Source organism: Acutalibacter muris (assembly GCF_002201475.1).
Taxonomy (GTDB): domain Bacteria; phylum Bacillota; class Clostridia; order Oscillospirales; family Acutalibacteraceae; genus Acutalibacter; species Acutalibacter muris.
Map to the genome: position 1 here is coordinate 3,281,529 of NZ_CP021422.1, position 23,114 is coordinate 3,304,642.

30 protein-coding genes and 3 pseudogenes are annotated in these 23,114 nt (G+C 52.3%); 3 read left to right on the plus strand and 30 right to left on the minus strand.

Going from position 1 to position 23,114, the window contains the following annotated elements; genetic code table 11:
- Positions 1 to 8 precede the first annotated feature (8 nt).
- The 22 genes and pseudogenes from ADH66_RS16715 to ADH66_RS16815 all read right to left on the minus strand — a co-directional run bounded on the left by ADH66_RS16715 (position 9) and on the right by ADH66_RS16815 (position 15,910).
- A complete protein-coding gene (locus tag ADH66_RS16715; protein ID WP_066538528.1) occupies positions 9 to 230 on the minus strand; it encodes a hypothetical protein in 222 nt (73 codons plus the stop codon).
- Positions 231 to 246: 16 nt separating this feature from the next.
- Positions 247 to 1,452, minus strand: a complete 1,206-nt coding sequence (locus ADH66_RS16720; protein ID WP_066538525.1) for a hypothetical protein — start codon at positions 1,450 to 1,452, stop codon at positions 247 to 249.
- A gap of 218 nt (positions 1,453 to 1,670) precedes the next feature.
- Positions 1,671 to 2,015 carry a helix-turn-helix domain-containing protein gene (locus ADH66_RS16725; protein WP_066538518.1) on the minus strand — a complete coding sequence of 115 codons (345 nt, stop codon included), beginning with the start codon at positions 2,013 to 2,015 and terminating at the stop codon, positions 1,671 to 1,673.
- Between the two features lie 181 nt (positions 2,016 to 2,196).
- Positions 2,197 to 2,697, minus strand: coding sequence for a Uma2 family endonuclease (locus ADH66_RS16730; protein WP_066538515.1), 501 nt, complete (start codon positions 2,695 to 2,697; stop codon positions 2,197 to 2,199).
- An 87-nt stretch (positions 2,698 to 2,784) separates the two neighbouring features.
- The gene (locus tag ADH66_RS16735) at positions 2,785 to 5,028 is read right to left on the minus strand and encodes a vWA domain-containing protein (protein ID WP_066538513.1); all 2,244 of its coding nucleotides are present in this window, start codon (positions 5,026 to 5,028) and stop codon (positions 2,785 to 2,787) included.
- Positions 5,029 to 5,081: 53 nt separating this feature from the next.
- A complete protein-coding gene (locus tag ADH66_RS16740; protein ID WP_157130651.1) occupies positions 5,082 to 5,885 on the minus strand; it encodes a hypothetical protein in 804 nt (267 codons plus the stop codon).
- 8 nt (positions 5,886 to 5,893) lie between these two features.
- On the minus strand, positions 5,894 to 6,442 hold the full coding sequence (locus ADH66_RS16745; protein WP_084384404.1) for a helix-turn-helix domain-containing protein: 549 nt from the start codon (positions 6,440 to 6,442) through the stop codon (positions 5,894 to 5,896).
- A gap of 12 nt (positions 6,443 to 6,454) precedes the next feature.
- Complete coding sequence (locus ADH66_RS16750) at positions 6,455 to 8,326, minus strand: P-loop NTPase family protein (RefSeq protein ID WP_066538504.1); 1,872 nt, start codon at positions 8,324 to 8,326, stop codon at positions 6,455 to 6,457.
- Positions 8,307 to 9,053: a hypothetical protein gene (locus ADH66_RS16755; protein ID WP_066538502.1), complete on the minus strand. Its 747-nt coding sequence runs from the start codon at positions 9,051 to 9,053 to the stop codon at positions 8,307 to 8,309. Before ADH66_RS16755 ends, ADH66_RS16750 begins: the two co-directional genes overlap by 20 nt.
- A 93-nt stretch (positions 9,054 to 9,146) precedes the next feature.
- Entirely contained in the window at positions 9,147 to 9,602 is a 456-nt protein-coding gene (locus tag ADH66_RS16760) for a single-stranded DNA-binding protein (RefSeq protein WP_066538499.1), read from the minus strand.
- Positions 9,603 to 9,787: 185 nt separating this feature from the next.
- Positions 9,788 to 10,252 carry a hypothetical protein gene (locus ADH66_RS16765; protein WP_066538496.1) on the minus strand — a complete coding sequence of 155 codons (465 nt, stop codon included), beginning with the start codon at positions 10,250 to 10,252 and terminating at the stop codon, positions 9,788 to 9,790.
- Positions 10,249 to 10,803, minus strand: coding sequence for a hypothetical protein (locus tag ADH66_RS16770; protein WP_066538493.1), 555 nt, complete (start codon positions 10,801 to 10,803; stop codon positions 10,249 to 10,251). Before ADH66_RS16770 ends, ADH66_RS16765 begins: the two co-directional genes overlap by 4 nt.
- Before the next feature lie 60 nt (positions 10,804 to 10,863).
- Positions 10,864 to 11,145, minus strand: coding sequence for a hypothetical protein (locus tag ADH66_RS16775; protein ID WP_236757090.1), 282 nt, complete (start codon positions 11,143 to 11,145; stop codon positions 10,864 to 10,866).
- A 9-nt stretch (positions 11,146 to 11,154) separates the two neighbouring features.
- Positions 11,155 to 11,220: pseudogene (locus ADH66_RS21885) on the minus strand (zinc ribbon domain-containing protein); the annotation flags it as partial.
- A 151-nt stretch (positions 11,221 to 11,371) separates the two neighbouring features.
- Positions 11,372 to 11,656 carry a type II toxin-antitoxin system RelE/ParE family toxin gene (locus tag ADH66_RS16780; protein WP_066538487.1) on the minus strand — a complete coding sequence of 95 codons (285 nt, stop codon included), beginning with the start codon at positions 11,654 to 11,656 and terminating at the stop codon, positions 11,372 to 11,374.
- Positions 11,646 to 11,996: an AbrB/MazE/SpoVT family DNA-binding domain-containing protein gene (locus ADH66_RS16785; RefSeq protein ID WP_066538482.1), complete on the minus strand. Its 351-nt coding sequence runs from the start codon at positions 11,994 to 11,996 to the stop codon at positions 11,646 to 11,648. The genes ADH66_RS16780 and ADH66_RS16785 overlap by 11 nt, the downstream gene beginning before the upstream one ends.
- Positions 11,997 to 12,119: 123 nt before the next feature.
- Positions 12,120 to 12,953 carry a PD-(D/E)XK nuclease family transposase gene (locus tag ADH66_RS16790; protein WP_066538479.1) on the minus strand — a complete coding sequence of 278 codons (834 nt, stop codon included), beginning with the start codon at positions 12,951 to 12,953 and terminating at the stop codon, positions 12,120 to 12,122.
- Between the two features lie 75 nt (positions 12,954 to 13,028).
- The gene (locus ADH66_RS16795) at positions 13,029 to 13,715 is read right to left on the minus strand and encodes a hypothetical protein (RefSeq protein ID WP_066538476.1); all 687 of its coding nucleotides are present in this window, start codon (positions 13,713 to 13,715) and stop codon (positions 13,029 to 13,031) included.
- An 85-nt stretch (positions 13,716 to 13,800) separates the two neighbouring features.
- The gene (locus tag ADH66_RS16800) at positions 13,801 to 14,028 is read right to left on the minus strand and encodes a YgiT-type zinc finger protein (RefSeq protein ID WP_066538473.1); all 228 of its coding nucleotides are present in this window, start codon (positions 14,026 to 14,028) and stop codon (positions 13,801 to 13,803) included.
- Complete coding sequence (locus ADH66_RS16805; protein ID WP_066538471.1) at positions 14,025 to 14,342, minus strand: DUF4258 domain-containing protein; 318 nt, start codon at positions 14,340 to 14,342, stop codon at positions 14,025 to 14,027. Before ADH66_RS16805 ends, ADH66_RS16800 begins: the two co-directional genes overlap by 4 nt.
- Positions 14,343 to 14,414: 72 nt before the next feature.
- Positions 14,415 to 15,125 carry a YkgJ family cysteine cluster protein gene (locus ADH66_RS16810; protein WP_066538469.1) on the minus strand — a complete coding sequence of 237 codons (711 nt, stop codon included), beginning with the start codon at positions 15,123 to 15,125 and terminating at the stop codon, positions 14,415 to 14,417.
- The gene (locus ADH66_RS16815) at positions 15,122 to 15,910 is read right to left on the minus strand and encodes a hypothetical protein (protein WP_066538468.1); all 789 of its coding nucleotides are present in this window, start codon (positions 15,908 to 15,910) and stop codon (positions 15,122 to 15,124) included. The genes ADH66_RS16810 and ADH66_RS16815 overlap by 4 nt, the downstream gene beginning before the upstream one ends.
- A 46-nt stretch (positions 15,911 to 15,956) precedes the next feature.
- Here ADH66_RS16815 and ADH66_RS21185 point away from each other — a divergent pair, with 46 nt between their 5' ends.
- Entirely contained in the window at positions 15,957 to 16,664 is a 708-nt protein-coding gene (locus ADH66_RS21185; RefSeq protein WP_236757091.1) for an IS3 family transposase, read from the plus strand.
- Between the two features lie 155 nt (positions 16,665 to 16,819).
- On the opposite strand, the gene ADH66_RS16825 is transcribed toward ADH66_RS21185, so the two are convergent.
- From ADH66_RS16825 to ADH66_RS19720, 5 genes and pseudogenes are all read right to left on the minus strand, one after another.
- Complete coding sequence (locus ADH66_RS16825) at positions 16,820 to 17,005, minus strand: BRCT domain-containing protein (protein ID WP_236757093.1); 186 nt, start codon at positions 17,003 to 17,005, stop codon at positions 16,820 to 16,822.
- 4 nt (positions 17,006 to 17,009) lie between these two features.
- On the minus strand, positions 17,010 to 17,744 hold the full coding sequence (locus tag ADH66_RS16830) for an NAD-dependent DNA ligase (protein WP_066538456.1): 735 nt from the start codon (positions 17,742 to 17,744) through the stop codon (positions 17,010 to 17,012).
- 410 nt (positions 17,745 to 18,154) lie between these two features.
- Positions 18,155 to 18,709: a hypothetical protein gene (locus ADH66_RS16835; RefSeq protein ID WP_207653007.1), complete on the minus strand. Its 555-nt coding sequence runs from the start codon at positions 18,707 to 18,709 to the stop codon at positions 18,155 to 18,157.
- A gap of 153 nt (positions 18,710 to 18,862) precedes the next feature.
- Positions 18,863 to 19,618 carry a Fic family protein gene (locus tag ADH66_RS16840; protein ID WP_066538450.1) on the minus strand — a complete coding sequence of 252 codons (756 nt, stop codon included), beginning with the start codon at positions 19,616 to 19,618 and terminating at the stop codon, positions 18,863 to 18,865.
- A 29-nt stretch (positions 19,619 to 19,647) separates the two neighbouring features.
- Positions 19,648 to 19,728 (minus strand): annotated as a pseudogene (locus tag ADH66_RS19720) (type II toxin-antitoxin system mRNA interferase toxin, RelE/StbE family); the annotation flags it as partial.
- 51 nt (positions 19,729 to 19,779) lie between these two features.
- Here ADH66_RS19720 and ADH66_RS16845 point away from each other — a divergent pair.
- Both ADH66_RS16845 and ADH66_RS16850 read left to right on the plus strand, forming a co-directional pair.
- A complete protein-coding gene (locus tag ADH66_RS16845; RefSeq protein ID WP_084384191.1) occupies positions 19,780 to 20,232 on the plus strand; it encodes a winged helix-turn-helix domain-containing protein in 453 nt (150 codons plus the stop codon).
- Between the two features lie 21 nt (positions 20,233 to 20,253).
- Positions 20,254 to 20,823, plus strand: a pseudogene (locus ADH66_RS16850) (IS630 family transposase); the annotation flags it as partial.
- Here ADH66_RS16850 and ADH66_RS16855 read toward each other — a convergent pair.
- The 3 genes from ADH66_RS16855 to ADH66_RS16865 all read right to left on the minus strand — a co-directional run bounded on the left by ADH66_RS16855 (position 20,749) and on the right by ADH66_RS16865 (position 22,998).
- Positions 20,749 to 21,039, minus strand: a complete 291-nt coding sequence (locus tag ADH66_RS16855) for a type II toxin-antitoxin system YafQ family toxin (protein ID WP_084384401.1) — start codon at positions 21,037 to 21,039, stop codon at positions 20,749 to 20,751. The pseudogene ADH66_RS16850 and the gene ADH66_RS16855 overlap by 75 nt on opposite strands.
- Positions 21,036 to 21,314 (minus strand): type II toxin-antitoxin system RelB/DinJ family antitoxin, encoded by a 279-nt coding sequence (locus tag ADH66_RS16860; RefSeq protein ID WP_066538448.1) that lies wholly within the window; start codon positions 21,312 to 21,314, stop codon positions 21,036 to 21,038. Before ADH66_RS16860 ends, ADH66_RS16855 begins: the two co-directional genes overlap by 4 nt.
- Before the next feature lie 85 nt (positions 21,315 to 21,399).
- Positions 21,400 to 22,998 carry a PcfJ domain-containing protein gene (locus ADH66_RS16865; protein WP_066538445.1) on the minus strand — a complete coding sequence of 533 codons (1,599 nt, stop codon included), beginning with the start codon at positions 22,996 to 22,998 and terminating at the stop codon, positions 21,400 to 21,402.
- Positions 22,999 to 23,114: the final 116 nt, after the last annotated feature.

A 23,114-nucleotide genomic window follows, 5' to 3' on the forward strand; every position in this document is an offset into this window, starting at 1 on the left:
TACTCCTTTCAGCCAACAGGAACCAGCGCCTTACGCGTCTGCGTGACTTGGTATTCTTCATCCTGCACAGCATAGTTTTGGGCGTAAAAGACAGCCTCCTGTACCATATCGTCTGCCAGCCGGTCAAATTCTTGCACTAGCCGCACCCTGTTTCTCAGGTCATACATGGACCAATCCTCAAAATCGGCATCACAGTCAGTGCCGCGGCCCGGAAAGGTGGTGACCTGCATATGCGTCCCTCGAAAGTCAACACAGGCGGGTTTTCTGCAGACTCCACAGACATTTCCTGCACGGACCGGTAACTCTTCTGCCCGCAATTGGTGCAGTAGGACTTATAGCCGCTGGGAATACGTTCAGGGTGAGTGCTCGCGCCATGTTTTCCTCTACGGCCAGCAGCTTGCTTTCCGGCGTACCCTGGGTTTTGAGGATAAAGGGAATCTCCTGCATGGCAAAATAGACGTCGTGGGCCGTGGCCGGGCTGCCGCCCAAAGCCATCCCGTACATGGCGATGGCTTCCACCGCCGCCTTTTTGGGCAAGCTGAGCTTTTTACATACCCGGGTCATGGCGTTGATGGGATAGTCCAACTCAACCTCAAGGAGCCTTTGCAGCTTGCCCACCAAGTCCCCAAACTGGGCAAAAACCTGGTCGAGAGCCGTCTCGAAGTCGGAAACCTTGTGGCCTTTCCGGTGGTCTACCGCAACGCACTCCCCGATGTGGATGGGGACCTGGCCGCCTATAAGCAGGGCGGAAACCTTTGCCGAGGCTGTGCCGGTATCTGAGGTCATGAACCGGATACCCGGCGTGAGCTTTGCCGCTATGGAAGCCTTGCCCTGGGAGGCAAGCATTTTGGCATAGGCGCCCAACAGGTCCTCTTTCTGGCCGGGCATCTCCCAGGACGCGCTGACTATCGAGTGGTCGCAGTAGCCGTCCACAAAGCTGCTGCCTGGAAAGCGCTCGTCCAGCTTTGTTTTGAGGGTCATGAGCAGTTCATCCACCGGCAGCACGGCATAGTCGGCCTCGCCGCCGGAGTGAACTGCCGAGACCTTCTCATCCCGGATCAGCAGCAGGGCCTCATCACCGAACAGAGTCATGCAGGCGTTGAGGACATCCGCCAGCTTGTCACGCTTGAGCTTGGGCAGGGCGGTGCCGTTGATTTTGGCCCGGCCCAGCAGGCTCTTGTAGGCTGTGTCCCGGACGGGGTAGTAGCCGCTGTCCATCTTCATGGCGAGGCCCAGATTTTTTGCGGTGTCCTCCACCGCTTCCCGGCTGATACCGGGGGCAAAGGAGGAGAGGTCGCTGTAGAGCGGGGCGTTTTTGTCCAGAGGCTCCAGACGCAGATCTTTCACCCGGCGGCGCTTCCACTGGCTTTCCCGGGTTTGGTTCTCGTGGTACCCCAGCATAGCGGGGAAGTCCGGGAATGTGGCAGAATAGTTGTCCTGGCAGGTTGACATTTTGATACTCCCTTTCTTTGGTGAAATGCAAAAAGGCAGCGGTCATAATGACTGCTGCCTTTTGCCAGTACCGGCCCGATTCGGTTGTAAGAGGAAACAAAAAAGTGCCATCTATGTCTGCACACGGCAAACACTGATGACACTCTGTAACGCGGTGACTTTGTCCGTTGTCCGAACCTGATACTGTAATGCTATTTTATCAGGTTTTGGAGTGATTGTCAATCTCCTTTAGTGTTCCTTTTTTCTGCCTGCTGGATTAAAAGCTCACACAAATCAAGAATATTTTCCTTTTCATCTGAAGGAAGCGCGAAAAGTTTTTCGCTCAAATATGACGCCCTGTGTTCCATGGATTTATCCACTACATCACAGAACACTTCGTCTGCTGAGATTTTCAGCTCATTCAGCAGCAAAACCATATTATCATAACGAGGAAACCTTTTCCCTCTCTCTACATAGGAGATATACTGTACGGATAACCCGGTCCTTGCCGCCAGTTCCTCCTGGGTCAAGCCTAACCTTTCTCTACATGCCTTAAATCTGTTCCCAAACTTTTTGTCCGTCATACCGCGCTCCCATCAGGCTCACTCATTTAGGTTAAATATAACCCTTTTTGTGGAAAGTAACCAACACGCTAAAGGTTTATACTGCGCCTTTAAGATGTATAAGCGCGGAATCTTTTTTTCAAAAAAGAACGACACTGGTGAAACCAGTGCCGTTAAAAGCGGATTGTAAAACTTTTCGAGGCTACATAAACACCTTGTTTACCTCAATATAGCACCCCTCCAGGCTGTTCACCTTGGCAGTGTCCTTTGAAGTATAGACCTCGTGGAGGAGTAAAAGGCCGTCCTTCAGCAGGAACACCTCAATCGAACTGCTTGCCAGGTCCACCAGCCAAAGCTCCCTTACTCCGGCCCGCTGGTACAGATTAAACTTCACCAGCCGGTCATGCCGCAGGCTGCCGGGGGAGATGATTTCTACCACCATCTCCGGCGCGCCTTTGCATCCCCGTTCGTTCAGCTTGGATTTGTCACAGATGACCGTGATATCCGGCTGAACTACCGTGTTTTTCTCAAATAAGCAGACCTCAAACGGGGCCGGTATGGCCCTGCAGGGCTTTCCTTCTAAGAAGTTCGTCAACTGCCGTATGAGTTCAGCCAGCACCAGCTGATGGGAGGTCGTTGGCACATCTAAACAAACTCTTTCCCCCTCGATTCGTTCACAGCTACCGGATATTGGGGCGGCCATTCTCGTTCCTCCTCTGCCGTCTGTATGCTTATATTATACCGTGCCTACACTTAAAAATCAACGGGTCCGTCACAGGATTTGCTCATACTAAATCCTGATATGCTTTTTCACAACTGCTGTCAACTTGCTGGGCAGCTGTTCCAAGTCCGTTATATCCAGAAAAGAGCTGCCGTAAATCCGCTGGATGCTGGGCTTATCGTCTCCAATGGCCGCAGCCACAAAGACGATTCCCTTGCGCTGGTACTCCTGCTTAATGCCCCGCAAATCCTCCTCGGCGGCGGTACCATCATAGCCAATATCCGCGGGCTGGCCGTCTGACACCAGAATCAACAGCTTGACACCCTCAGGGCGTTTCGAGAGCCGCTCGGCCACATACCGCAGAGCCGCCCCATCCCGATTGCTGCTCCTGGCATGGATGTCCATGAGACGGTAGCGGTCATCATTGTCAAAGCCGTCAAACTCAGCGTAGGAGTACAACGCAACACCGCGTCCGTCTGTAGAGTGGCCGTAAATCATAACAGGAATCTCCAAGCTGTCACAGAAATCATGAAGGATGATTGCCGCCGCCCGGGCATAGATACAGCGGTCGCCACAGCTCATGGAGCCGGACTCATCCACCAGCAGGCCAACTGCCAGCTCGGGTATCTCGTTTGGTAGGTTGTTTTTGTAGAACGCCTTGCCATCGTTCCGGCACAAGGCATGGGAGTCAAGCCTTCTGCCCATGACAAGGCCAGTCTGCTTGCCGCCCTGACGGTGCTCCTTGAGCTGTTTCTGGATGCTACGCTGGAGCTGTTTTGAGATAGTAACAAGCCGGGGCGCGACAGCATCGTACTGCTCTATGAGGTCAGTGTCCACGCTGGAAATGCGGTTAATTTTGATGTTCACCCCCTGGTGGATATCGCCGTAGGAGATGCTGTTTGCCATCTCGTTCAGCTCAGACAGGCGCTCATTTTCCAGCTGTTCAGTTGCTGCACGCTCGGCCATTTTGTCCAGCATACGGTCAATGTCAGAGGCGGCCTTGTCGTACTGCTCCCGCTCATAGTCAGCGTTGTACTCCGTTGAGCCGCCTACTGGTTCGGAAACCGAATTTGTCTGATGATACGGTATGCGCCCGCCCTCGGATTCTGAAACCTCCTGCTTCCCTGTATTGGGAGCAGAACCCATGATAGGCGGCAGCTCCTCGTCGGATTGCGCGGATTCTTCCTCCACAGGTTTGTCATCCCCATTCTCTTCTTCTGGCTCACTAGTCTCCTGCTCAGAGGAATCATCGCCGTTCGCTCCTGCAGCGTCTTCATGGGTCTTAGCGCGGCTGGGCGCTGTAGCAGAAGAGCTCCCGGAACTTCCAGCCCCGGGAACCGGCGTGCCGCCTGTTCCCGCCGTGGTAGCGCCGGACATACCGCCAAGGCTCTTATTCACAGCATCGACCATAGATTCATTGGCCTCCATCTCGGCCTTGAGCCGCTCGCAGTAGTCCTCAATATGCTCCCAGCAGCGCACCAGAATCAGGTTTACTGTGCGGAGCCTGGTCTTGGGGTCAGGGTCGATTATCGAGCTGTCCAACTCATTGATAAGGTCAAAGATGGTCTGAATGCGAATATCGACCAGTTCTTCATCACCGTATTTTATCTCCCCAAACTCCACATAGGACAGCATGACCAGCAAGATGCTCTGGAAAATATGGTTCTGCCCGTCTTCCTCCTTCTCCTTGAGCTGGGTGACGGTGAACATTTCCTCCCACACTGTTTGGCGTAGGGCAGCCAGCCCAAACCCCAGCGTGCCGGGGAAGTCGTTGAGCATACGGTTCTCAATATAGCCGTCCTCCAGCACATTGGAAATAAAGCGTGAAACCTCATTTATAGCCTCTGAATTCTTGGGGTCAGCCTTGAGGTATGCCCATAGCGCCTTTTCGTTGGCGAAATCCTCCGCCGTATGCAGAGGGGGTGGCTCTGGGAACCAGAGACCACGCTCCATGTGATTTGCGTGGGTTTGGGGCAGCAAAAAGTCGGTGTACAGCACATGGCCCAGTTCATGGGCAAACAGCCCGCACACCAGCTGATACCGGTTCTCCCGGCCCCTGGTCTTTGTCACCAGCGTATGACCGGTGTTGATATGTATCTTCCTGTTGTCCGTATGGGCTGCACCCGGGGATTTGGGCTCCCAACGAAGCTGCACCCGTACCCGCCGGTCGTACTTATAGCGACGGGTCTGGGCGGCGGCCATGTCCTCAAAATGCCCCGCCAGCACACGGCTGGTGAAGAACTGCCGGTCGGTTATCTTGCTGCGCTTTTCATTGAGCAGTTTTTTTACCAGCTTGTGGTTTACTCTTGCCATTTTTGGCCTCCTTATAGATAGGAAAGGGCCAGACATTTGCCTGGCCGCTCCCATTATTTTAGTGATTCAATTTTACCCGAGTCGGTCAGGTACTTGGCGAAGTCGTGCTCAGTCTTTGTGACAATATACCAGTCCCGCTTGACTGGATCATATAGGCGGTGCTCATTTGACCTGCCAAGATTGATGCAAACAGGGACGCGCCCCTCCAGCAGCTGTTTGATGACAAAATCCCGCCGGGTCATCACCGTGCCGTTGAAACGGCCCTTGCGCTCCATCACCTTTTTCACCTGCCCGAACCGCAGCTCAGACATATCATCCGCCCAGCCGAGGAAAGCGTCCCGTTGGGACTGTTTTTCCTGACGGAGCTTTTCAGCCGCAGCGGCTTCCGTTTCCAGACGCTTATTTTCCTCTGCCTGCCATGCCTGTTCTCTCTGAACCAGACGCCCCTGGCGGTATGCAGCCAGCCTTTGTGCCTGGGCCTCATCGAACTGTCGGACAAACTCAATATCCGCCAGACCGATCCACCTGGAATTATCCATGTCCTGCTTCAGGTTATCCAGGTAGCCGGACAAGCTGCCCACGCCACCGGTTTGTACCAAGCCCAAAAGGTACTCGGGCGTATCACGGACCTCAATCCGTTTTTGACGCATAAAGCGCAGACCCGCCGGAATACCGTCATAAAACAGGTACAAGTCACACTCCTGCTCTTTGTACCGGTTTTCCACTTCACGGCTCTTATACAGAGGGCCGGCCACCTGCTGGACCTCGTGCCAGTGCCGTACTGGCGTGTTAAAATTCCGGCCGGAGCCGTACTCAATGACTTTCCGTTTTTCGTACGGCGTTGTAAGCTCAGTCATATGCATGTTTATCCCTCCAGCTCAAAGCCATTTTCGCGCATAACTTCCACGGAGCAAAATGTAACGCGAACCCCATGGGGCACGTCGGTCATCCCTCTGCTGGATGCGGCCCGGGCTAGTTTCATGAGCTGGTACTGCATGGCAATATTGAGATGCGTCCGCAGGCTGGCTCCAGCATTGGGGTCATAAGTCTCTATGGCCTGCAGCCCTCGGAGCAAAAGCTCCTGCCGCACATCCTCAACCTCCATGCCGGTTGCCACAACCAGCGTCCAGTTCTGCCGGATAATATATCCGGGCAGGTCCATGTACTTTTCCAGCAGCTCGTTGCGCTCGCTGACAGCAGGGCATTGGGGAGGCATAGGGCAGCACTCCTCAACTCCAAGAGCCTCCGCCAAAGTACGCAGGCGTCTGGCAGATGGAGTGTTGCGGCCCCGCTCATAACCCTTGATAGTATGATAAGGGATACCGCTCCTCCGGCCTAGCTCCCGCTGAGTCAATCCCTGCTCAATACGGGCCTCCCGCAATGGCTGATAACAATTCTGATTTATAACAATCATGTTTTACACTCCTTATGCTGTTTTTCTTTTGGGCCGGAACGCCGGCTCCAGGACCGCGCTGATCAGCGCCTCACGGTCAATTTCGTCCGCCGTGGCCTTGCTTATGACGGTATAGAGCGCCGACTGGTACACATCCCCGGTAATTTCCGCGCTGGTGATCCAGTCGATAAGGCTCCGCATACCGTAGCTACCGTCTGAGATGCTGTTTTTGCGGCAATACTCCGCCAAGTCGTTGACCACCTGGACCATCTGCCCCACCTGGTATTCATCGGTGGCCCCGGTGACAGCCATGGCTCTCTGCACCATGACCTCAGGGGAGGGAAGTTCCACATCACGCACTAAACTCATGCGGTCAAGAACGGACTGGTTCATGCCCCGGCACCCTTCGTAGCTGATGTTGGTGGTAACTACCACAACCGCGTCCGGGTGGCGCCGGATGATTTCGCCGGTGGGCAGGGTGATGGAACCGGACTGCTCTAACAGGGAGTTCAGCCCCACCAGCACGCCCGGCTGGGCGATGGTGGACGGCTCCTGAATCTCGATCACGTAGCCGTAACGTAGCGCCTTGATGAAGTCCGTGTCCACATAGCGGTAAGTCTGTCCGCCGGACTGGCTCTCCCCTGTGCGCTTTGACAGCGCCTGCACCTTTTCTGTAACCCGCTCCATGACAACAGCCATACACTCCTGTGCAGTAGCGTCCTCTTTTTCCAGCCCGGTCAGCGCCTGATACACCCCGGCAGGGTCGTAATCCATGTCAGCCAGACCAGGGAGGTTCATGATTTTTGCCACGTTCTTATAGGTCATGCCGCCCATGCTTTCAAGCTCGGCCTTCTCCCGGTCCAGGTCAGCGTCCCCTGTGGAACCGCCCTCGGAGTCTGGGAAAATCATGCCCACGAAGTCAAAAATTTCCGTGTTGGCGGAACAGGTGTACTTCATGTACGGCAGGTGCAGACCTGCCGCAATAGCTTTCGCGCCCATGGTCTTGCCGGTCCCGGCAGGACCGCGCAGGAGAAAGTTCCGCATGGGGGCAGACTTCTCCGTGGTGGCCTGGGCGTGTTTGCAGATATCCACCACCTCATCAGGGATGATGTACCACTCCGGTAGCGCCGGGATAAGGGCCTGTTCCTGCGGACTGAGGGCTCTTGTGTGCAGTTCATACTTGCCCGCAAAGTCCTCATGTTTCACCTCGGCACAGGCCTTTTTGACGGCCGCCCGTCCGGTTTTGGCAAAGATGGTAAACTCGCCCGCAATCACTTCCGTGGGCGTGAACACGCCGGAATCCAACTGTGTCTGGGAAACCCGCATCAGGTTGCCGGACTTATCCAGGGTCACTTTGACATGAGCTTCGCAGGAGTCGTCCATGACCCGCCGGTAGACGTTGTCGCAGAGGATTGCCATGGTATTTGTGGCGGCATTGATATCGGGAAAACCCGCCGTGTACTGGTCGAAATACTCGTTGAATTTCTGCTCAAATTCCTCGTCCCGGTTAAGGAACGGGAACATAGCCATCATCACAGCAGCGCCATCGCGGCCCGGGTTTTTCAGTACATACAGCTCGCCGATCTCCGTGTTTTTGTCGTAGACTGTGGCTGAAATGGCCCCGGTGCTGCTGTCAAAAATTGCCAGGTGATAAGCGTCCGGGCCCATGGAGGACTTGTACTCCGCCACCGAGCGGTGGTCGATCACGCCCACAGCGCCCTCGCCGGAACCATTCATGCAGGCACAAACTGCGTTCAGCGCCTTGATGACTGTAAAGCAGAGGGTCGCCTGTTTGCCGTCGCCGTACTTGGACGCCACAGAGATTTTCTTGCTGGTGACGGTGCTAAAAGGCGATGGCAGCGTAGCGCGGTTGAAACTGAATAGGTTATTCAGAGCGGTGCTCATTTTCATCAACTCCTAACATGATTTTGATTCCCTCGGCAAGTACCTGCGTTCTGAACCCGGCGCGGGCCAGCTCGGCGCAGATGTCCTGCCAGCTCTGGGCTACGGGCAGCTCAGTCTCCGGCACCAGCACATGGTCCAGGCCATTTAGCCGGGCCTCCTCGCACCGTGCGATCAAGTCCGCTGTGTGAGCGTCCACCCACTGGAAGGCAAGAAGGGTGTAGTTGTCCGGCTCGGTTTCTTCCGGCGAAGGGTCGGCAGGCCGCTGGGTAGGGGCAACGGCAATGCCCTCGTACTTTAGGCCGGTAACCTGTAGGTTTTGGTACAGCACCTGTGCCCGGCGATAGCCTCCGGCCTGGTTCAGGAGGATGTATGCCTCGTGACCCTCCAGAATAAGCTTTTGAGCTGTGGGGAACTCCCATACCCAGCGGGCATTAGGATAGTCCCGGGCTACCAGCTCGGTTATTCGACCGCATATCATGGAAAACGCCAGGTTTTCCATGTCGCGCTGGGTAGGGGTTGGTGCCGGGGTGGGTTCTGCCGGTATGACCGGCACGAGTTTGGCGGTTTTTGCCTTCCTGGACTTTACCAGAGTGCGCGTGATGACTGCCAGGCCGTAGATGACAAGGAAAATCACCATGGGCCAGAACCGGCATACATAGCAGGCCATGATGGCAAGGCCCACGATTTTAAGTGAATCCAGTAGGGGGCTGCGTTTTGCTTCCTGCATGGCAGGCTCCTTTCCTCCGAACGCAAAAAGCGCACAACAAGCAAAATACTCGTTGTGCGCTCTATTCACGCTCAGATTTCATTTTGTTTTACCTTAGTCGTCAAAGAAGGATGTGCCGCCGAACGCCTCATAACCGGTGAACTCACCGGGAGCTTCCGTGGGGAGAGGAGTTTTTGGGGGCTGATATTCTGGCCCTGCGTCCTCGGGGTCATCCTTGGATTTACCGCCCGCGTACTCAATATCTTCGGCAATAACTACCAAGTTCTTTCGGGTATTGCCCTCCTTGTCCGTCCACACATCCTCGTCCAGACGGCCACGGATATTGACGTAGACGCCTTCCTTGAGCTGCATCTTCTGGATGCGCTCCGCCATGTAATTGAAACCTTTGACGTTGATGTTGATCCAGCGCCGGTTGTCCTCGGCCTGGGAGTCGTACACCTTTTTGCCTACACGGAACCAGACTGCCTTTCCGCTGTCCGACACCTTGATGGCCGGTTCATCCTGGAACCCTTTGGAGATTACCGCTCCTGTGATGAGAACTGCTAACATTTTCTGCCTTCTTTCTGGCGGAGTTACCGCCTATAATTCAGTTTTGGCGCTCTCAGGAAACAAAAAAAGTGCCGACCCGCGCATTCGTGCTAAAGCACGCGCAAATCGACACTCTGTAACTCGGATACTATGTTTTCCTGTGGAAACCATGAAACTGTATTTATAATATATCACAGTTTCCAGGCTTAGTCAATCCTTTTCTTGGGAGGGGCAGCGAGCGCCAACGCCAGACAGCCGTATACTTTGAAGATGCCGTCTTCCTCATAGACCTGCGTATTGACTGCAAGATAGAGCGCCACCGTACTGTCAGTGGGAAAGGGCCTTCGGCCTGCTGAAATTTTGATGAGCCCTTGTTCCGTATCAATCAGCAGGAACTTGGGCTTTTTTCGCAGGCCTGATGTGCTGACTTCTTTTACGGCCCCGGTCAGGCAGATGTATTCCCTTTGCATACAGCGATAGAACAGCAGCCCTCCGCTCCCCAAGAGGCAGCCCGCCATCGCCAGACCGGGAATTGCCAGGCCGAGCGTGCCAGTTGCCGCCCATATAACCCCAAAGAGCGCCAACATTGCCAGACCAAAACCCATGCGCTGAATAATCTGCTTTTGCAAAGGAGCTGGCAGCTCCTTGAATTTTCCCCAGCCCGGATTCATAGCAGCACCAGCTTCTTTCTCTTCAGCAGTGATATCAGGTCAGTCACCACCCTGTCCCGACACTCCGCAGACTCCATCTGCTGCTCCAACAAATTGTCCGAGATATTGAACGGGTTGTAAATACTCTCTACCAGCGCCTGCCTGTTCCTGGCTCTCAGCAGCTTTCGGGTGGGCCGGATCTCCCGGCTCCGCAGATAGATTAGCTCGGCAACAGTCACGCGCAGGCCAGCTTTCTTCAGCCAGCAGAGAAGTTCCCTTTCCCCGGCGCTCAGGCCCAAATTCAACCGTTGGGTGGGGCAGAGGACGCAACTGGTCAAGGCATAGTAGCGAAAGATATGGGTACTCTCCTGCTGGATTTCAGCAAGTCCGGCTCGGGAAAGATTCTTTAGGGCAAGCTCCTCAGCTTTGGTCTGGGCTGACGCAAACTCGTACCTTCCTTTTCTCCACAGCTCGGCCTGGAGGCCGGAAAGCTGGACGGTCTTGCCACAGCGGGTCACCTTGAGGGGCTTACGCAGGCTGCTCTTTGAAATGCCTTTGGATATGTAAATCATGGTTTTCACTCCTTTTTGAGACTATACCTTATTTCACGGAAATGAAGTATCGTTTGCAACTTACAAAACATATAAAATAGCCACACATGCCCCGATTATCACTAGCAGGCACAACACCAAGGCAACAACCTTCTTAATGATGTTCTTGTCCAGCCCATCCAGGCGGTGGTCCTCGTCTATGGGGAGGCGGTCGTCGTAGTAGCCATCATAATCGTCCTCTGCAGGCGGCTCGGTCTTGGAACGCCTTGGGGGAGTGACCTTCTTCTTTTTGGCGTTTTTGCGTGATTTCTTTTTCTTGGCGGGCTTATCCGGCATCGTGGTGCCTGATGTGCTTTCCGGCATTGACTTCCCACATTCCGGGCAAAAAGACACGGCGCTGTCCGGGAGGGCAGCACCGCAATAAGGACAATATTTCATTTTCAACAGCCTTTCCACAATAAAGTTGAAAAGCCAGCCCAGGGTATCGGCCAGCTTTCCACGCTAATAGTATACCAGATTCTCATTTCCGTGTCATCGGCTTGACATAGGCAAAATATAGGCAAACGCAAAATTTTTTCGCGGAAAACACTCAGTTTTTCATGTATCGCTTGAGCTCGTCGTAAAAATTTTCTCGCGTACCGGCCAAAATGACGACACTAATCTTGTTATCCCGGTATTCCACGGTATAGGCCAGTTCGTAATTCGTCTTGTTATAATAAATGTAATATCCATATACTCCAGCAAGGTCTCCTGTTTTCATCTGTCCTACCGTGTGATCCCGGCGTATCTCGTCTATGGCCGCCTGGTACAGAGCCTTTAGCCGTTTATCTTTGAGCTTGGCCGCTGGAGGCAGAAAGCGCACGTCAGCCGTCATGCCCCACCTCATCGAAAATTTCGTCATAGGAGGAATACTCCATTGCACCATCCGCCGCCTGCTCCGCCTCGGTCAGAATGGCCTCTACCGCCGGACGGATTTTTCTCTGTGTTTCACGGAATTTGTCTAACAGTTCCTGCCCGCTATATCCCTGGGCAACTAAATCGGCCAGAATCTGTTCCGCAAACTCGCCGCCGGAATTTGTTTTGACAGGCCGAATAACCAGCTCGTTTCCCCTCAACACGCACTCCGCCTCAGAGTCAAATCCCAGCGCCTGGAAAAACCTCTGTGGAATAGTGATCTGCCGTTTTGCCGATATACTGACTTTTTTCATTTCCATTGGGTTTTCCTCCCTTGCAAAGATTCTTTGTTTCTTTGTTTAATAATAAAAAATCCTATTCCCCGCTTGATGTTAACTAAAAAAAGGCCGGAAACCCAAAGGGTTTCCGGCCCAGTTCACAAACTATGCGTTTTCCGCAGTCTGAAGTTTTTCTACCTCGTCAAGGTTCAAACCGGTAAACTCGGCTATCTTCTCCAAAGAGAGATGCCCGTCAGCCAGCATACGTTTCGCGGTCTCAACAGCGCTTTCCTTGCGGCCCACTTTCATGCCCTCTTCCAAGCCCTCTTGAAGGGACTGCTCCCGCATTTCCTCCATCACTTTACACATAATGGCAACGCCCTCCTTGCTTTCTTTATAGAACCGTACCCGGTCAGCCAATGCGTTATAGTGCATCTCCGCCGGGTCTGTACAGGCGAAATCGTGCATGAGCAGGCCAATGGGAGAACTGCCCCGATAGGCGCCATTCACATAGATAATATGTGTGCCATCATCAAATGGCGTCCCCATGTCATGGTCGTACCGGCTGATGCGATGGAGCGGCAGCCCGCCGCCCAGCACATCGTTTTCCGTGATGAACACAACATAGGTCTCGGGTAAATCGTCGGTATCCTCGCCCTTTGGCAGCAGGTTCACGTCCATCATGGCGCTGTTGTACCGTGCCCGGCGCTTTCCCGCGCCATGATCCGCCCGCTGGATCTCCACGTTAATTTTTCGCCCCTCGCTGTCCGTCGCAAGAATGTCCAAACGAACGGAGCGGTTCAGCAGGTTTTCCACGAACACCTGAGTGCGCACGTCCGTAACCTGCAAATCCGGCTTTTCCAGCACGATACGCAGCACCAGCTCCATACAGGCTGTTTCGCCCTCGAAGCACTTTGTCATAAAATCATCGTCCAGCAGCCGGAATCCCCGCAATCGCTGCAAATCCTCCTGGTGCTGCCGTTCCTGTTTATCGGTCATAAAAACACCGCTTTCTATTAAATTTATTGTACCACATTTCTGAAGGCATATCAAGTACCGCTTTCTGCCTGACGGTCAAAACATCGCCGCGGCGCCATACCCCGGTTCAACCGAGTATACCGGCTCGGGGACATTCTCTTTCGGTTGTGCCGGAATACGTTCCAGCTTGGGAGTCTCCTCCCTTTTCGCCGCTGTCTGCCTTGCATACCACGCCGTCAGCCATGCCTCATAGTGGGCCTTAGTCGTCAGCATCAGCCCGCTGAAATTCTCATAGGTCAAACTGACTGAGACATGGTTCTCCGGGCTATTTCCAAAACGCGGCACGATAAGCCCGGTCTTGTTGGTCTCGCCGGGGCCGCTGCTGGCAACAAACAGGAAATTACCGTTCTTCCCGCAGACCAGTTCAGCCGTGCGGGACAGGCTCATGCCGTCGGGCCGGGAACGGTTGATTTTTGCCAGCTTTTCAGCCGAAGTGCCGCCCAGGCACTTATAGAGGGGCTCCTTGTTTCCCTCTTTTACACGCTGATTCATCATGTACCGCAGTTCGCCAAAGCAGAGCTTTCGGCACAGCTCCAGGAACTCATCCACAGCCATGTAGATGTGGACGGAATTTGTCTGCCGCTGCCCTTCCGGGCGCTTCATATCGTAGGTAGCAAAGCCGAAATGCACCTTGCCGAACTGGAAAGAGTCGTTCAGGCTCTCCACGAAACAGGCTCGGGCGTCTTTGCGGATGATCTGGTGTTCGTTGCGGTCAGTGTCCATAATAATTTGCTCCTTTCAAGCAAAAAGCGCATAAAGGAGAAATCCCTTACACGCTTTTTCGTTATTCAATTTCATTTTTAGAGCTTTACGCCACTCTCGAATAATCTATGACAGAAATCTCCTGCATGGCTTTCTGCGCGGTTTCAATCAGTTCCTCCAGGCGTTGCACCACATCACCGGTATAAATTATTTCGCTGCATTCCTCACATTTATAACAAGGAACATTCCGAACGATGACAAGGCATCCGCCCAAGTCCGTTACACTGGTTGTAACGCTTTTTTGAACAACTGCTCCACATTTTTGGCATCTCATTTTTCTGTCTCCTTTCGATTCTTATAACCGCTCTCCCACCTGCCGGCATCTGGATAATATGCTGTGATCAGAAATAAAGATTCCGTATCACTGCCCACCACAGTATGAAAGAGTTTCCCCTCTGTATCTTCCCCTAATATAAGGCAGCTGGGAAATGGCTTGTCATCGTTGTATTGCTCAATTACTTCTCCGGTTTCAATACAACGAATGATATCGGAAATCCGGATTTTTCTTTCATAGAGCCGGAGTCTGGCATGCTCTGTCAATGCAATTTTCTCTGGCTGGTTTATACTTCTTAACATGGCCATGTCCATCAGTTCTTATACCCTCACACAATTCATTTTATTATATTATATCACCATCTTCTTCTCTTGGCAATAATAAGCTCATTTGCCGCCCTCCTCTGCCAGCTCTGATATCAGCTTGTGAAGTTCACCCAGATGAGCGCTGAACTGTGGTTCAAAGGGCTTCTCCATGTCGTACATTAGGTAGAGGATTGACCCCGTGAGGCTCCATATGGGCCCCATATCTGCACCCAATTTCTTTTCCAACCTGCAAAAGCACATACTCAGCTCGAACAGGCACTTCTGCCACTTGATAAAAAACTCGTCCTCAGGCGAGAGGCCAAATTCACCCAGCCATTCCCGAACCGTATGAGTCTCGGAGTCGTCCCCACAGCCTGGTTCAGAAAAGAAGTACCGAATGTCCTTGACTGTTAGCGAATGGATATTTCCCTTCTCTCCGGCAATGCCCCGGCCAATAGGAAATAGTGCACAGACGGTAGGCTTGGAATTGTGGACAGAGCATTTCCTGTCCTTGAGCAGCGGGCAGCGTCTGATTTCGCCTCGGGGCTTCAGTCGCACTACCGGCAGGCGGGAATCGCCGCCAATGTAGGTCTCGCAGTAAGTGTTCATCACCTCGTGCGGGGTCATACCCAGCTCCTTTGCCAGGTTGTACATATATCTGGGATTAAGGAGGATGTCCTCTCTTTTGATGCAGCACTTGCCGCACATGGTGCAATGAAACTTGAAGGGCTCGTCCGGCCCAAGCTGATTTTTCTCAAACTCGTTGAGAATGTACTTCATTCTTGCGTTCATTTTTGCCCTCCTAATTTTCCGCTATTTCGCAAATACGCTTCCATATCTGACATGGCATGCTGAAGGTCAGCGGAAAAAAGCACCCAGTCTTTGGAGAGCTGCACAAGCTGCTCCGAGTGGAGCAGGCTTGCGGCACTCAGCTCAAATACCAAGTTGGCGTTATCCAAGTAAAAGGTATAGGGCAAACTGAGTACGCCTTCCCTAACCAGCACCAGACACTCGCCCAGGCGGGAGCTGTCCCCTATGGGATAGAGCCAGCACAGGTCATTTCCGTAACGCTTTTTATAGTCCTCGCAGAACTCCATTAGGTCAGTGTGGGTACAGTCGTTTTCGATAAGGAAGTTAAGAAGCTCGTCCTCAGACTTCAATTCGTCAAAATTGACTTCCGCACCACCAATCGTCACAGGCCCTACTTTCCCCTTGTGGTTCGGGGAGACTCCTACCAGCCAAAGGCCCTCCGACGTGATGAATTTCCGTTTCCACGCGAAGTCCAGGTTTTTGCGGAACAGGTGCTCGCTCAGCTCCATACCAAATCCATTTGTAACGGTTCCGCCTTCATCCGGAAGGGTGTCCTGCCAGTTTTCGGCAGGAAAACCGCTGAGGTACATGATTTGACATGCCTCGTGGAGAGGCAGGGCAGGCTGGTCCATGCACCAATAAGTGTCGTCATCATATTGGACACGGCACTGTACAGGATGACCGAGATACTTTTCGGTTTCAGCCGCGATGATGTTCGCAACCTCCGGCCAGGACAGAAAGTAGCAGCTTTTTTCACACAAATTCATTGTCAATACCTCCATGGTAAGGTTTATAATAGGTTGTGGCCTCGAGATGGGACTGGTACGCGCCCACGCAGACCTGCATGGGTGTGTCTTTTTCCGGGTTGTACTCTGCGAAACAAATCAGTTCCGAGAGCTCCCCCACATCCAGGAAATAGGCATTAAATCCACCATCAAGTATGCAAACCACGGCTGTACCAGACGGGCCAGGAATCCTCAATACATCGCGGAGAATCTCTTGAACCGCCAATTTTATGCGGACAAGCCTAATGAAAAGTGGCTTACCGATGTGACCGAGTTCAAGTGGTATGAGGGCACTACGGTGCACAAGCTCTATCTTAGCGCTATTCTGGACCTTTGCGACCGTCGCATCGTGTCCTGCGTGCTCAGCGAGCGTAATGATAACACACTTGTTTACAAAACCTTTGACAAGGCTGTCAAAGCCAACCCTGATGCCCCTCCGCTGTTTCACAGTGATAGAGGGTTCCAATACACTGGCAGGGTATTTCACCATAAACTCCAAAAGGCCGGGATGACGCAGAGTATGTCCCGTGTGGCACACTGCATTGACAACGGCCCTATGGAGGGTTTCTGGGGAATCCTGAAACGAGAGCGCTATTATGGCAGACGTTTTGCCGGCAAACAGGAACTGGTGCGGATGATTGAAGGCTACATCCGTTACTACAATACCCGCCGTGTACAACGCCATCTGGGTATCTTAACTCCGATGGAAAAGCACGAGCTTTGTATTGCGGCATGACAAAAAACTGAAATTCGGGTTCTCTGTACAACAGATTACCCGAATCTCAGTTTGCCACAGCGCTGCCAACCTGTAAACTTTCTTTTAATTTTTTCACTGTCTTCTTGACGGGGTGCGGTTCAGCTACCTGCCCCGCCACTTTCTTCCGGCCATATTTAGCCGGCCATATCCTCAAATTCCTGCTCGGTCAGGGTGGTAATGCCCAGAGCCTGGGCCTTCGCCAGCTTGCTGCCGGCCTTTTCGCCCACGATCAGGAAATCGGTATTTTTAGTCACCGAGGAGGCCGGGTGTGCGCCCAGCTCCAAAAGGCAGGTCTGGATGCCGTCGCGGGTGTAATTCACCAGCTTACCGGTAGCCACCACGTTTTTGCCTGCAAAGGGATTGTTTCTCCGACAGGAAATCAAGCTGCTCAGTCTTGGTGGCGAACGGAAATTCTGTCACCAGGTCGAACGCCTTGAATTCCAACAGCCTCTTTTTAGACTCTGCCGAATCCAGCTTGCGGACGCTGCCTGCTGCCAGATTTCTAGGGTGGGTATAAGGTTCCTCCAGGCCAGCATTGATTATCTTGAAGTTCTCCCAGGATATGACCCCCTCGCCCCGAACCTCGAAAGATTCCTTGGTGGGGACAGTCAGAGGCACGTTCAGGAATGTGCGCACCGTATGTGTCACATCCTCGCCGATAATACCTTCCCGGCCCCGGGTGATCGCTTGCTGCAGCTGGCCGCCGCCGTATCGCAGCACCAGGGTCAGGCCGTCCATCTTCCAGGACAGCACCACATCCCGGCCTTCGGCAAACCGTAACAAGTCATCTATAGATTTGGTTTTGCCGGCAGACAGCATGGGGCGGGTGTGGCGTACTTCGGTCAGACTTTCCAGAATTTCTCCCGGTACCTTCTGGGTGGGGGAGTCGGAAAGAACGACGCCGGTTTTCTGTTCCAGATTTTTCAACAGGTCAACCGCAACGTCGTAGTCGCGGTCAGACATGATGGGGCGGTCGTCCCGGAAATAGGCCGTATCGGCCTTTTTGATGGTGGCGATAAGGCCACGCATCAGTTCAATCTTGGATAGAATATCGTCCATGTGGACACTCCTTTTCTATGAAATTATGTGATGGGGATTGCTCCCCGGATTCAGGTTGGCAGGAGCTGCTGAAACTTGCTCCAATCTATAATAAAAAAAGCGCACACGGGTAAACCATGTACGCTTTTTTTGCTCTCGAGTTGGACCGAATGGTACAACTCATGGGAGCACATATTAACTTTTGTGCCGGTGTTCCCCGGCTGAAACGCAAAAAGTGCCTGAAAGTATTACTTCACCGCGTGAAATAATATACTCATCAGGCACTTTGATAACTCGGATTACTGTGTTTGCCCGGGCATACTTGCTCGTTGGCAATACTGGATACTGTATGCTTAGTATACCAGCTTTTGCGAAAAAAGGCAAGGGTAATCTGGAAAATACTATCGTTTTGTCTGTCTCTTACTCAGTTGTTATTCCAAGGATTTATGAAAAACCTGCTGGAACACTTCCATGTACCTATTATATCCAGCTTCATTGAGCGGCGCTCGTAAGGAAGTCTCACACCAACAGATTGCTTCCTCCTCGGGATGCATATACTTGTCCGGGTAGAACTTATTTCCGTCATATATGGGGGCTTGGGGATTCAGGATAGCCTGGATTTCCTTTTTAGTGGCTGCCTCAAGAATCCATTGGCTTTTCTTAATCGCGATTGCAAGCAATAAAGCGGGGCCATATCCAAGCCCTGTATATCGGTTCAGGGTCATTTCCAGTTCAGCCAATGCAGCGGATTGTAGGTGCTTAACACGCTCGGTCCTGTTAGATGCCGCAATATCTTGCAATGTTTCGGCAATAATCTGGTGGTAGTCATTCCTTCGTTTCATATGTTTTTTTATATCTCCTAGCCTCCTGGTCCGGAATCTCCGTTCCCGGACAGGCATTGCCACAATAATAACGGCAGTCCAGTTCCCTGAATTTGTAGATACATTTCTTGCGCCCGCATTCGTATTGCAGTGGACAGCGCTCATTGAGTATTTTCATATATAATCTTCTCCTTTGGTTTGTTGAAATACTAAAAGCGCCTGGAAGTGAATACTTCACAACATGAAGTATTATACTCATCAGACGCTTTTGTAAATCGGATTGCTTATGTTTGATAAATGATAACCCAGATATCCAAGTTATAGCAGCTTTTTGGCTCGGGAAATCTGTTTCTCCCAGGTTTTTTCTGTCTGCCAGCGAAGAAAACATGCCAGCGGCTCAAGCTCCTGCCTCTCATCCCACGCCTCCAAAGCCTCAAAATAGCCTTTGCGATCCTCCTCATGGACCGTGATAGGAGGATGCTCGTGGAGTACCAGCAGATAGTTCATCGCCAGCCGCCCGGTCCGACCGTTCCCGTCGGCAAAGGGGTGGATGTTCTCAAATTTGGCATGGAAATAGGCGGCTGCAGTCAGAATCTTCTCTGATTTAACCTCCTGCAGCTCGTCCAGAAGCTCTGCCATCTCCTCGGGGACATCCTCTGGCGTGGCTCCAATCTCGTTTTTGCCCGTAACATAGTCGTGCTTTTTGTACTCCCCAGGCCGTTCACCCAACTGCCAGCGCCGGGTATCATAGGTGTTGTTGGTTAGCTGAAACTGAAATTCCAGGATAAGTGATTCGTCCAGCGGCCGCCTATCCCTGAATGCGCAAAGGAACAGCTCATACGCCTCTTTCGCGTTGCGGATTTCAAAGAGAGTCCGTAGGTCGCCGGTATAGCCGGTTACGCCGTCATGCTCAAAAATCTCCCGGGTGTCGTGGTAGGTGACACGCTCGTTCTCGATTTTTCCGGAGTGGTACGCAAAGGCGATACTATGGCCGTTCAGAGTTTCGGATAACTCCGCATCGGTCTGGATGTTCTTTTTCTGCCATAACCTGACGGCTTTTTCGTAATTGGACATAGGGGCCTCCTGTAGCGGTTGAAAATACGCTATTTCCCAAACAAGACGCTGTGCGTTCCTGTTCGTGATAATGTCAACACAAGAACATCATTTTCAATACGATATATTATTCCTGAAAAACGACCTAGAAAAAAGCAGTAGAAAGTGGTAAAATAGAGAGTATGGAATACATAGATTTACGAAAACTGAAAAGTGGAGAACTCAAGCAGATACGCCGGCAGGTCGTACGCCTCAAAAAGATGGGGAAAACCGGGAAAGAAATAGAGGAATTAACCGGAGTACGGCAGAGTCGCGCCAGCGAAATATGGACGGCATATAAGCGAGAGGGAGACAAAGCGCTGGAACCGAAGAAACACGGATTCCAGAAGGGGACGCATCTGCTTCTGACACCGGAGGAGCAGGCGGAAATACGGGAAACGATTGTTACCCGCCGCCCAGAGGAATTCGGCATTCCTGGGAGTCTGTGGACGCTGAAGAAAGTGTGTGCATACGTCTGGAAAAGGTATCGGAAAAAGATCTCGGACGGCAGTGTGTCGGATTATATGCGGCGCTGGGGCTTGACGTGCCAGCGTCCGGTCAAGCGTGCCCGGAAACAGAATCCTTCCCGTATCTAAAGGTGGCGGGAGGAAGAATATCCGGCCATCGACCAGCGGGCCAAGGCAGAAAATGCCGTGATTTACTGGGGAGACGAGACTGGAATCGACAACTGCTCGAACTGTGAGCGCGGGTTTGCACCCAAAGGACAGCCTCCTGTTCTGTCGGTGGAAACGAAAAGAGAGAGGCTGAATATGCTTTCCGCCCTGAGCAGGCAGGGGGACGTTCGCTTTATGATGTACGAGGATTCCATGAACCAGCAGCGCCTGATCCAATTTATGGACCGGTTGATTCGGACCTCCAACCAAAAGGTTTTCCTGATTTTGGACAACTTAAAGGTGCACCACGGGAAGAAAGCCGCAGCCTGGCTGGACAAGCATCGGGATAAAATCGAGCTGTTCTTTCTGCCGCCCTATGCTCCCGAGAGCAATCCGGACGAATATCTCAATCACGCGCTGAAACTTTCGGTCCATTCTGGCGACTTACCTCGGACCATATACGATATCCGCCATAAAACTACTTCCTTCATGCGAACATTACAACATTCTCCTGATAAGGTCTCCGCTTTCTTTCAACATAATCAGATTTCCTATATTCTTGTTCGGGGGTAATACCAGGAGCCAGTCCGGCAAGATATGGCATCCCCGGTAGCCAGCCCAGTTTCCGGACAGGCTATGATCCCTGTTTTTCTCAGGTAAATCTTTGCCCATAGACAGAATGGCAACCACTTCCTCCAACAATCTGATATTCAGATTGCGTTTTTGGGCCATTCTATAGTCTTTCCTAAACTGGGTCGTGACCTTGACAAGATACTTTGTTTTTCTCATGAACGCAGATCCGCAAACAATTCATCCAAATCATTATATCCCTTTACGGATGGGTCCTTTGCTATCCTTTCCGCCTCCAGCATGGCCGCAACGGTTTCCTGGGTGGGCTGATTCAGTGAAATATCAAAGGGTATTCTTCCCTCCCGCAGCGACTGCCGGACAAAGATATTAAACGCGGTAGAAAGATTCATGCCAAGCTCCGCAAACAGAGCGTCTGCCTGCGCCTTCAAATCAGCGTCCATGCGGATGCTGATATTTGTTGTTGTGCCCGCCATATGACCATCTCCTCTCGACTTATACACATAGTATATTCCATTTGCACGAAGATTTCAATAGTTTGCACAAATCTCATTAAAAGATTTACCCCGCTATCCTTTGCGCACTCCTCCACCGCATAGCAGCCCTGACAAATCCCTCAGTAAATGCTCTGACATCCTTGGGCACAGAGGTATCGCTGAAACCGTAGAGCTGCCGGATTCTGCCCTCGTCCATGTCGATTTCCGTGGTATATAACGGCTTATCCGGCTGAGGGGTCTGGCGGATAAAAAACACCATCTGCCTGCCGAGAACGTGACGGTCATAATAGCCGACGCTGCCCACGCAATGGTTCAGGCTTATGCCCTCGTTGATGAAGTCATCCCGGGTCTGAGGGTACACAACCTGGTATTTTTCGTTTGCGTACTCCTGTGCCCACCAGTACAGTCCGTCCTGGATGGCAAGGGGCAGCAGGGAGTTTTCCTTTTCTCGCTTTTGCTCCGCAAGCTGGGCCGCCATCAGGTCATGCTGGACTTTCAGGTCGCGGGGCTCCAGAATGGCCTTTTTCTTCATGTTGTATCCTAGCCTCTTGGCCATGTCCAGGTAATCCCGATATATCCCAAGTAAATTCGCAAAGGTCTTCTTGCGTTTCTTTTGGCTCTGCAAATACCGCAGTACCCGTCCCAAACTGTTATACTCCATAATACTTTGCATGGTATTCAAGCTGTAATAATCCAAATTGAGTACGCATAGCTGCCGGAACGCCTCGAAAGGCACCCATTTCTTGGATGCCGCAAGCAGCTTTATCTCACTTTCCATTGCCTGGGTTTCCCTTAAAATGGGGAGGTACTGCTTGCTGACGCCGGTCAGCTCAGAAAAGCCTATAATACCCGGTTTCTGCGATGATAAGTTCGCCGCCAGGACAGGGAGCCCTAGCTTGAACAGGTACTCTGCCTGTGGGATATTTCTCAGATTCTGCAAAAGGTCATAGAACCAGATTGGCCTGCAAAGGCCCTGCAATCCGGCCCGCAAGTCAACATGACAGTATCGTTCACCAAAGATTTCCGGCAGGTTTTCCGTGTAAACATAGGTGGCAGAGAAACACTCCGAGCCGTTCCGAAGCCTGTTCCAGCCGCTGCAGTAGTACGGATATTGTCTCCACCAGTAGGCGTAAGTTTTCTGCCTGCCATTCTTTTCCACAGTGATGTTGAGAAAAAAGTCGGTGTAGTCATACTCCGGTCTCATTTGGAGGGGAGAGATTGCCCGCTGTACATTTGTATACCGCAGGAGCACTTGCCCGTCCACCAGATAGGGAATACAGATTTTTGCTTTGCTGACAAAGGGCTTCTCGGCCCATTCACCCCGGAATCTGACGGGTACGCCGCACTTAGGGCAAATGCCCTCGCTGCCTGGTTTCACAGAGCGGTCGAGGCGGAACCGTCCTCCACAGTGCATGCACCGTCCCCAGCGTCTGCCTTTTTCCAGCTTGGACAGATAAACGATTGACTTGTGGAACACATGATTCTCGCAAAACTCGTCCAAATTGGAAGGGTAGGCTGGGAACATATCCAGATGCCGCTCCATGAGCTGGTATTTTGCCTCCAGAGCCTTTTCCTTTTTCTTCCTGCGCCAGCGTGAGATAAACTTGGCCACGCACTCCTCGACCTGCTCCTGAACGTCCCACGAGAGGGGGGTGATTCCCAAAACATGAGAAATGCTCTCCATGGAAGTGGGTTTTACCCTGACCGGTTGGCAACGGATGTTCTCTGCGATAAAAGGGTCTCTTTTCGTCCAATCTTGGATATTTGACCGCGCCCTCC

Coding starts and splice junctions, on each gene's coding strand:
- ADH66_RS16715 (WP_066538528.1), bottom strand. CDS start 230: ATGCAGGTCACCACCTTTCCGGGCCGCGGCACTGACTGTGATGCCGAT.
- ADH66_RS16720 (WP_066538525.1), bottom strand. CDS start 1,452: ATGTCAACCTGCCAGGACAACTATTCTGCCACATTCCCGGACTTCCCC.
- ADH66_RS16725 (WP_066538518.1), bottom strand. CDS start 2,015: ATGACGGACAAAAAGTTTGGGAACAGATTTAAGGCATGTAGAGAAAGG.
- ADH66_RS16730 (WP_066538515.1), bottom strand. CDS start 2,697: ATGGCCGCCCCAATATCCGGTAGCTGTGAACGAATCGAGGGGGAAAGA.
- ADH66_RS16735 (WP_066538513.1), bottom strand. CDS start 5,028: ATGGCAAGAGTAAACCACAAGCTGGTAAAAAAACTGCTCAATGAAAAG.
- ADH66_RS16740 (WP_157130651.1), bottom strand. CDS start 5,885: ATGACTGAGCTTACAACGCCGTACGAAAAACGGAAAGTCATTGAGTAC.
- ADH66_RS16745 (WP_084384404.1), bottom strand. CDS start 6,442: ATGATTGTTATAAATCAGAATTGTTATCAGCCATTGCGGGAGGCCCGT.
- ADH66_RS16750 (WP_066538504.1), bottom strand. CDS start 8,326: ATGAGCACCGCTCTGAATAACCTATTCAGTTTCAACCGCGCTACGCTG.
- ADH66_RS16755 (WP_066538502.1), bottom strand. CDS start 9,053: ATGCAGGAAGCAAAACGCAGCCCCCTACTGGATTCACTTAAAATCGTG.
- ADH66_RS16760 (WP_066538499.1), bottom strand. CDS start 9,602: ATGTTAGCAGTTCTCATCACAGGAGCGGTAATCTCCAAAGGGTTCCAG.
- ADH66_RS16765 (WP_066538496.1), bottom strand. CDS start 10,252: ATGAATCCGGGCTGGGGAAAATTCAAGGAGCTGCCAGCTCCTTTGCAA.
- ADH66_RS16770 (WP_066538493.1), bottom strand. CDS start 10,803: ATGATTTACATATCCAAAGGCATTTCAAAGAGCAGCCTGCGTAAGCCC.
- ADH66_RS16775 (WP_236757090.1), bottom strand. CDS start 11,145: ATGCCGGAAAGCACATCAGGCACCACGATGCCGGATAAGCCCGCCAAG.
- ADH66_RS16780 (WP_066538487.1), bottom strand. CDS start 11,656: ATGACGGCTGACGTGCGCTTTCTGCCTCCAGCGGCCAAGCTCAAAGAT.
- ADH66_RS16785 (WP_066538482.1), bottom strand. CDS start 11,996: ATGGAAATGAAAAAAGTCAGTATATCGGCAAAACGGCAGATCACTATT.
- ADH66_RS16790 (WP_066538479.1), bottom strand. CDS start 12,953: ATGACCGATAAACAGGAACGGCAGCACCAGGAGGATTTGCAGCGATTG.
- ADH66_RS16795 (WP_066538476.1), bottom strand. CDS start 13,715: ATGGACACTGACCGCAACGAACACCAGATCATCCGCAAAGACGCCCGA.
- ADH66_RS16800 (WP_066538473.1), bottom strand. CDS start 14,028: ATGAGATGCCAAAAATGTGGAGCAGTTGTTCAAAAAAGCGTTACAACC.
- ADH66_RS16805 (WP_066538471.1), bottom strand. CDS start 14,342: ATGGACATGGCCATGTTAAGAAGTATAAACCAGCCAGAGAAAATTGCA.
- ADH66_RS16810 (WP_066538469.1), bottom strand. CDS start 15,125: ATGAACGCAAGAATGAAGTACATTCTCAACGAGTTTGAGAAAAATCAG.
- ADH66_RS16815 (WP_066538468.1), bottom strand. CDS start 15,910: ATGAATTTGTGTGAAAAAAGCTGCTACTTTCTGTCCTGGCCGGAGGTT.
- ADH66_RS21185 (WP_236757091.1), top strand. CDS start 15,957: ATGGGACTGGTACGCGCCCACGCAGACCTGCATGGGTGTGTCTTTTTC.
- ADH66_RS16830 (WP_066538456.1), bottom strand. CDS start 17,744: ATGGACGATATTCTATCCAAGATTGAACTGATGCGTGGCCTTATCGCC.
- ADH66_RS16835 (WP_207653007.1), bottom strand. CDS start 18,709: ATGAGCGCTGTCCACTGCAATACGAATGCGGGCGCAAGAAATGTATCT.
- ADH66_RS16840 (WP_066538450.1), bottom strand. CDS start 19,618: ATGTCCAATTACGAAAAAGCCGTCAGGTTATGGCAGAAAAAGAACATC.
- ADH66_RS16845 (WP_084384191.1), top strand. CDS start 19,780: ATGGAATACATAGATTTACGAAAACTGAAAAGTGGAGAACTCAAGCAG.
- ADH66_RS16855 (WP_084384401.1), bottom strand. CDS start 21,039: ATGAGAAAAACAAAGTATCTTGTCAAGGTCACGACCCAGTTTAGGAAA.
- ADH66_RS16860 (WP_066538448.1), bottom strand. CDS start 21,314: ATGGCGGGCACAACAACAAATATCAGCATCCGCATGGACGCTGATTTG.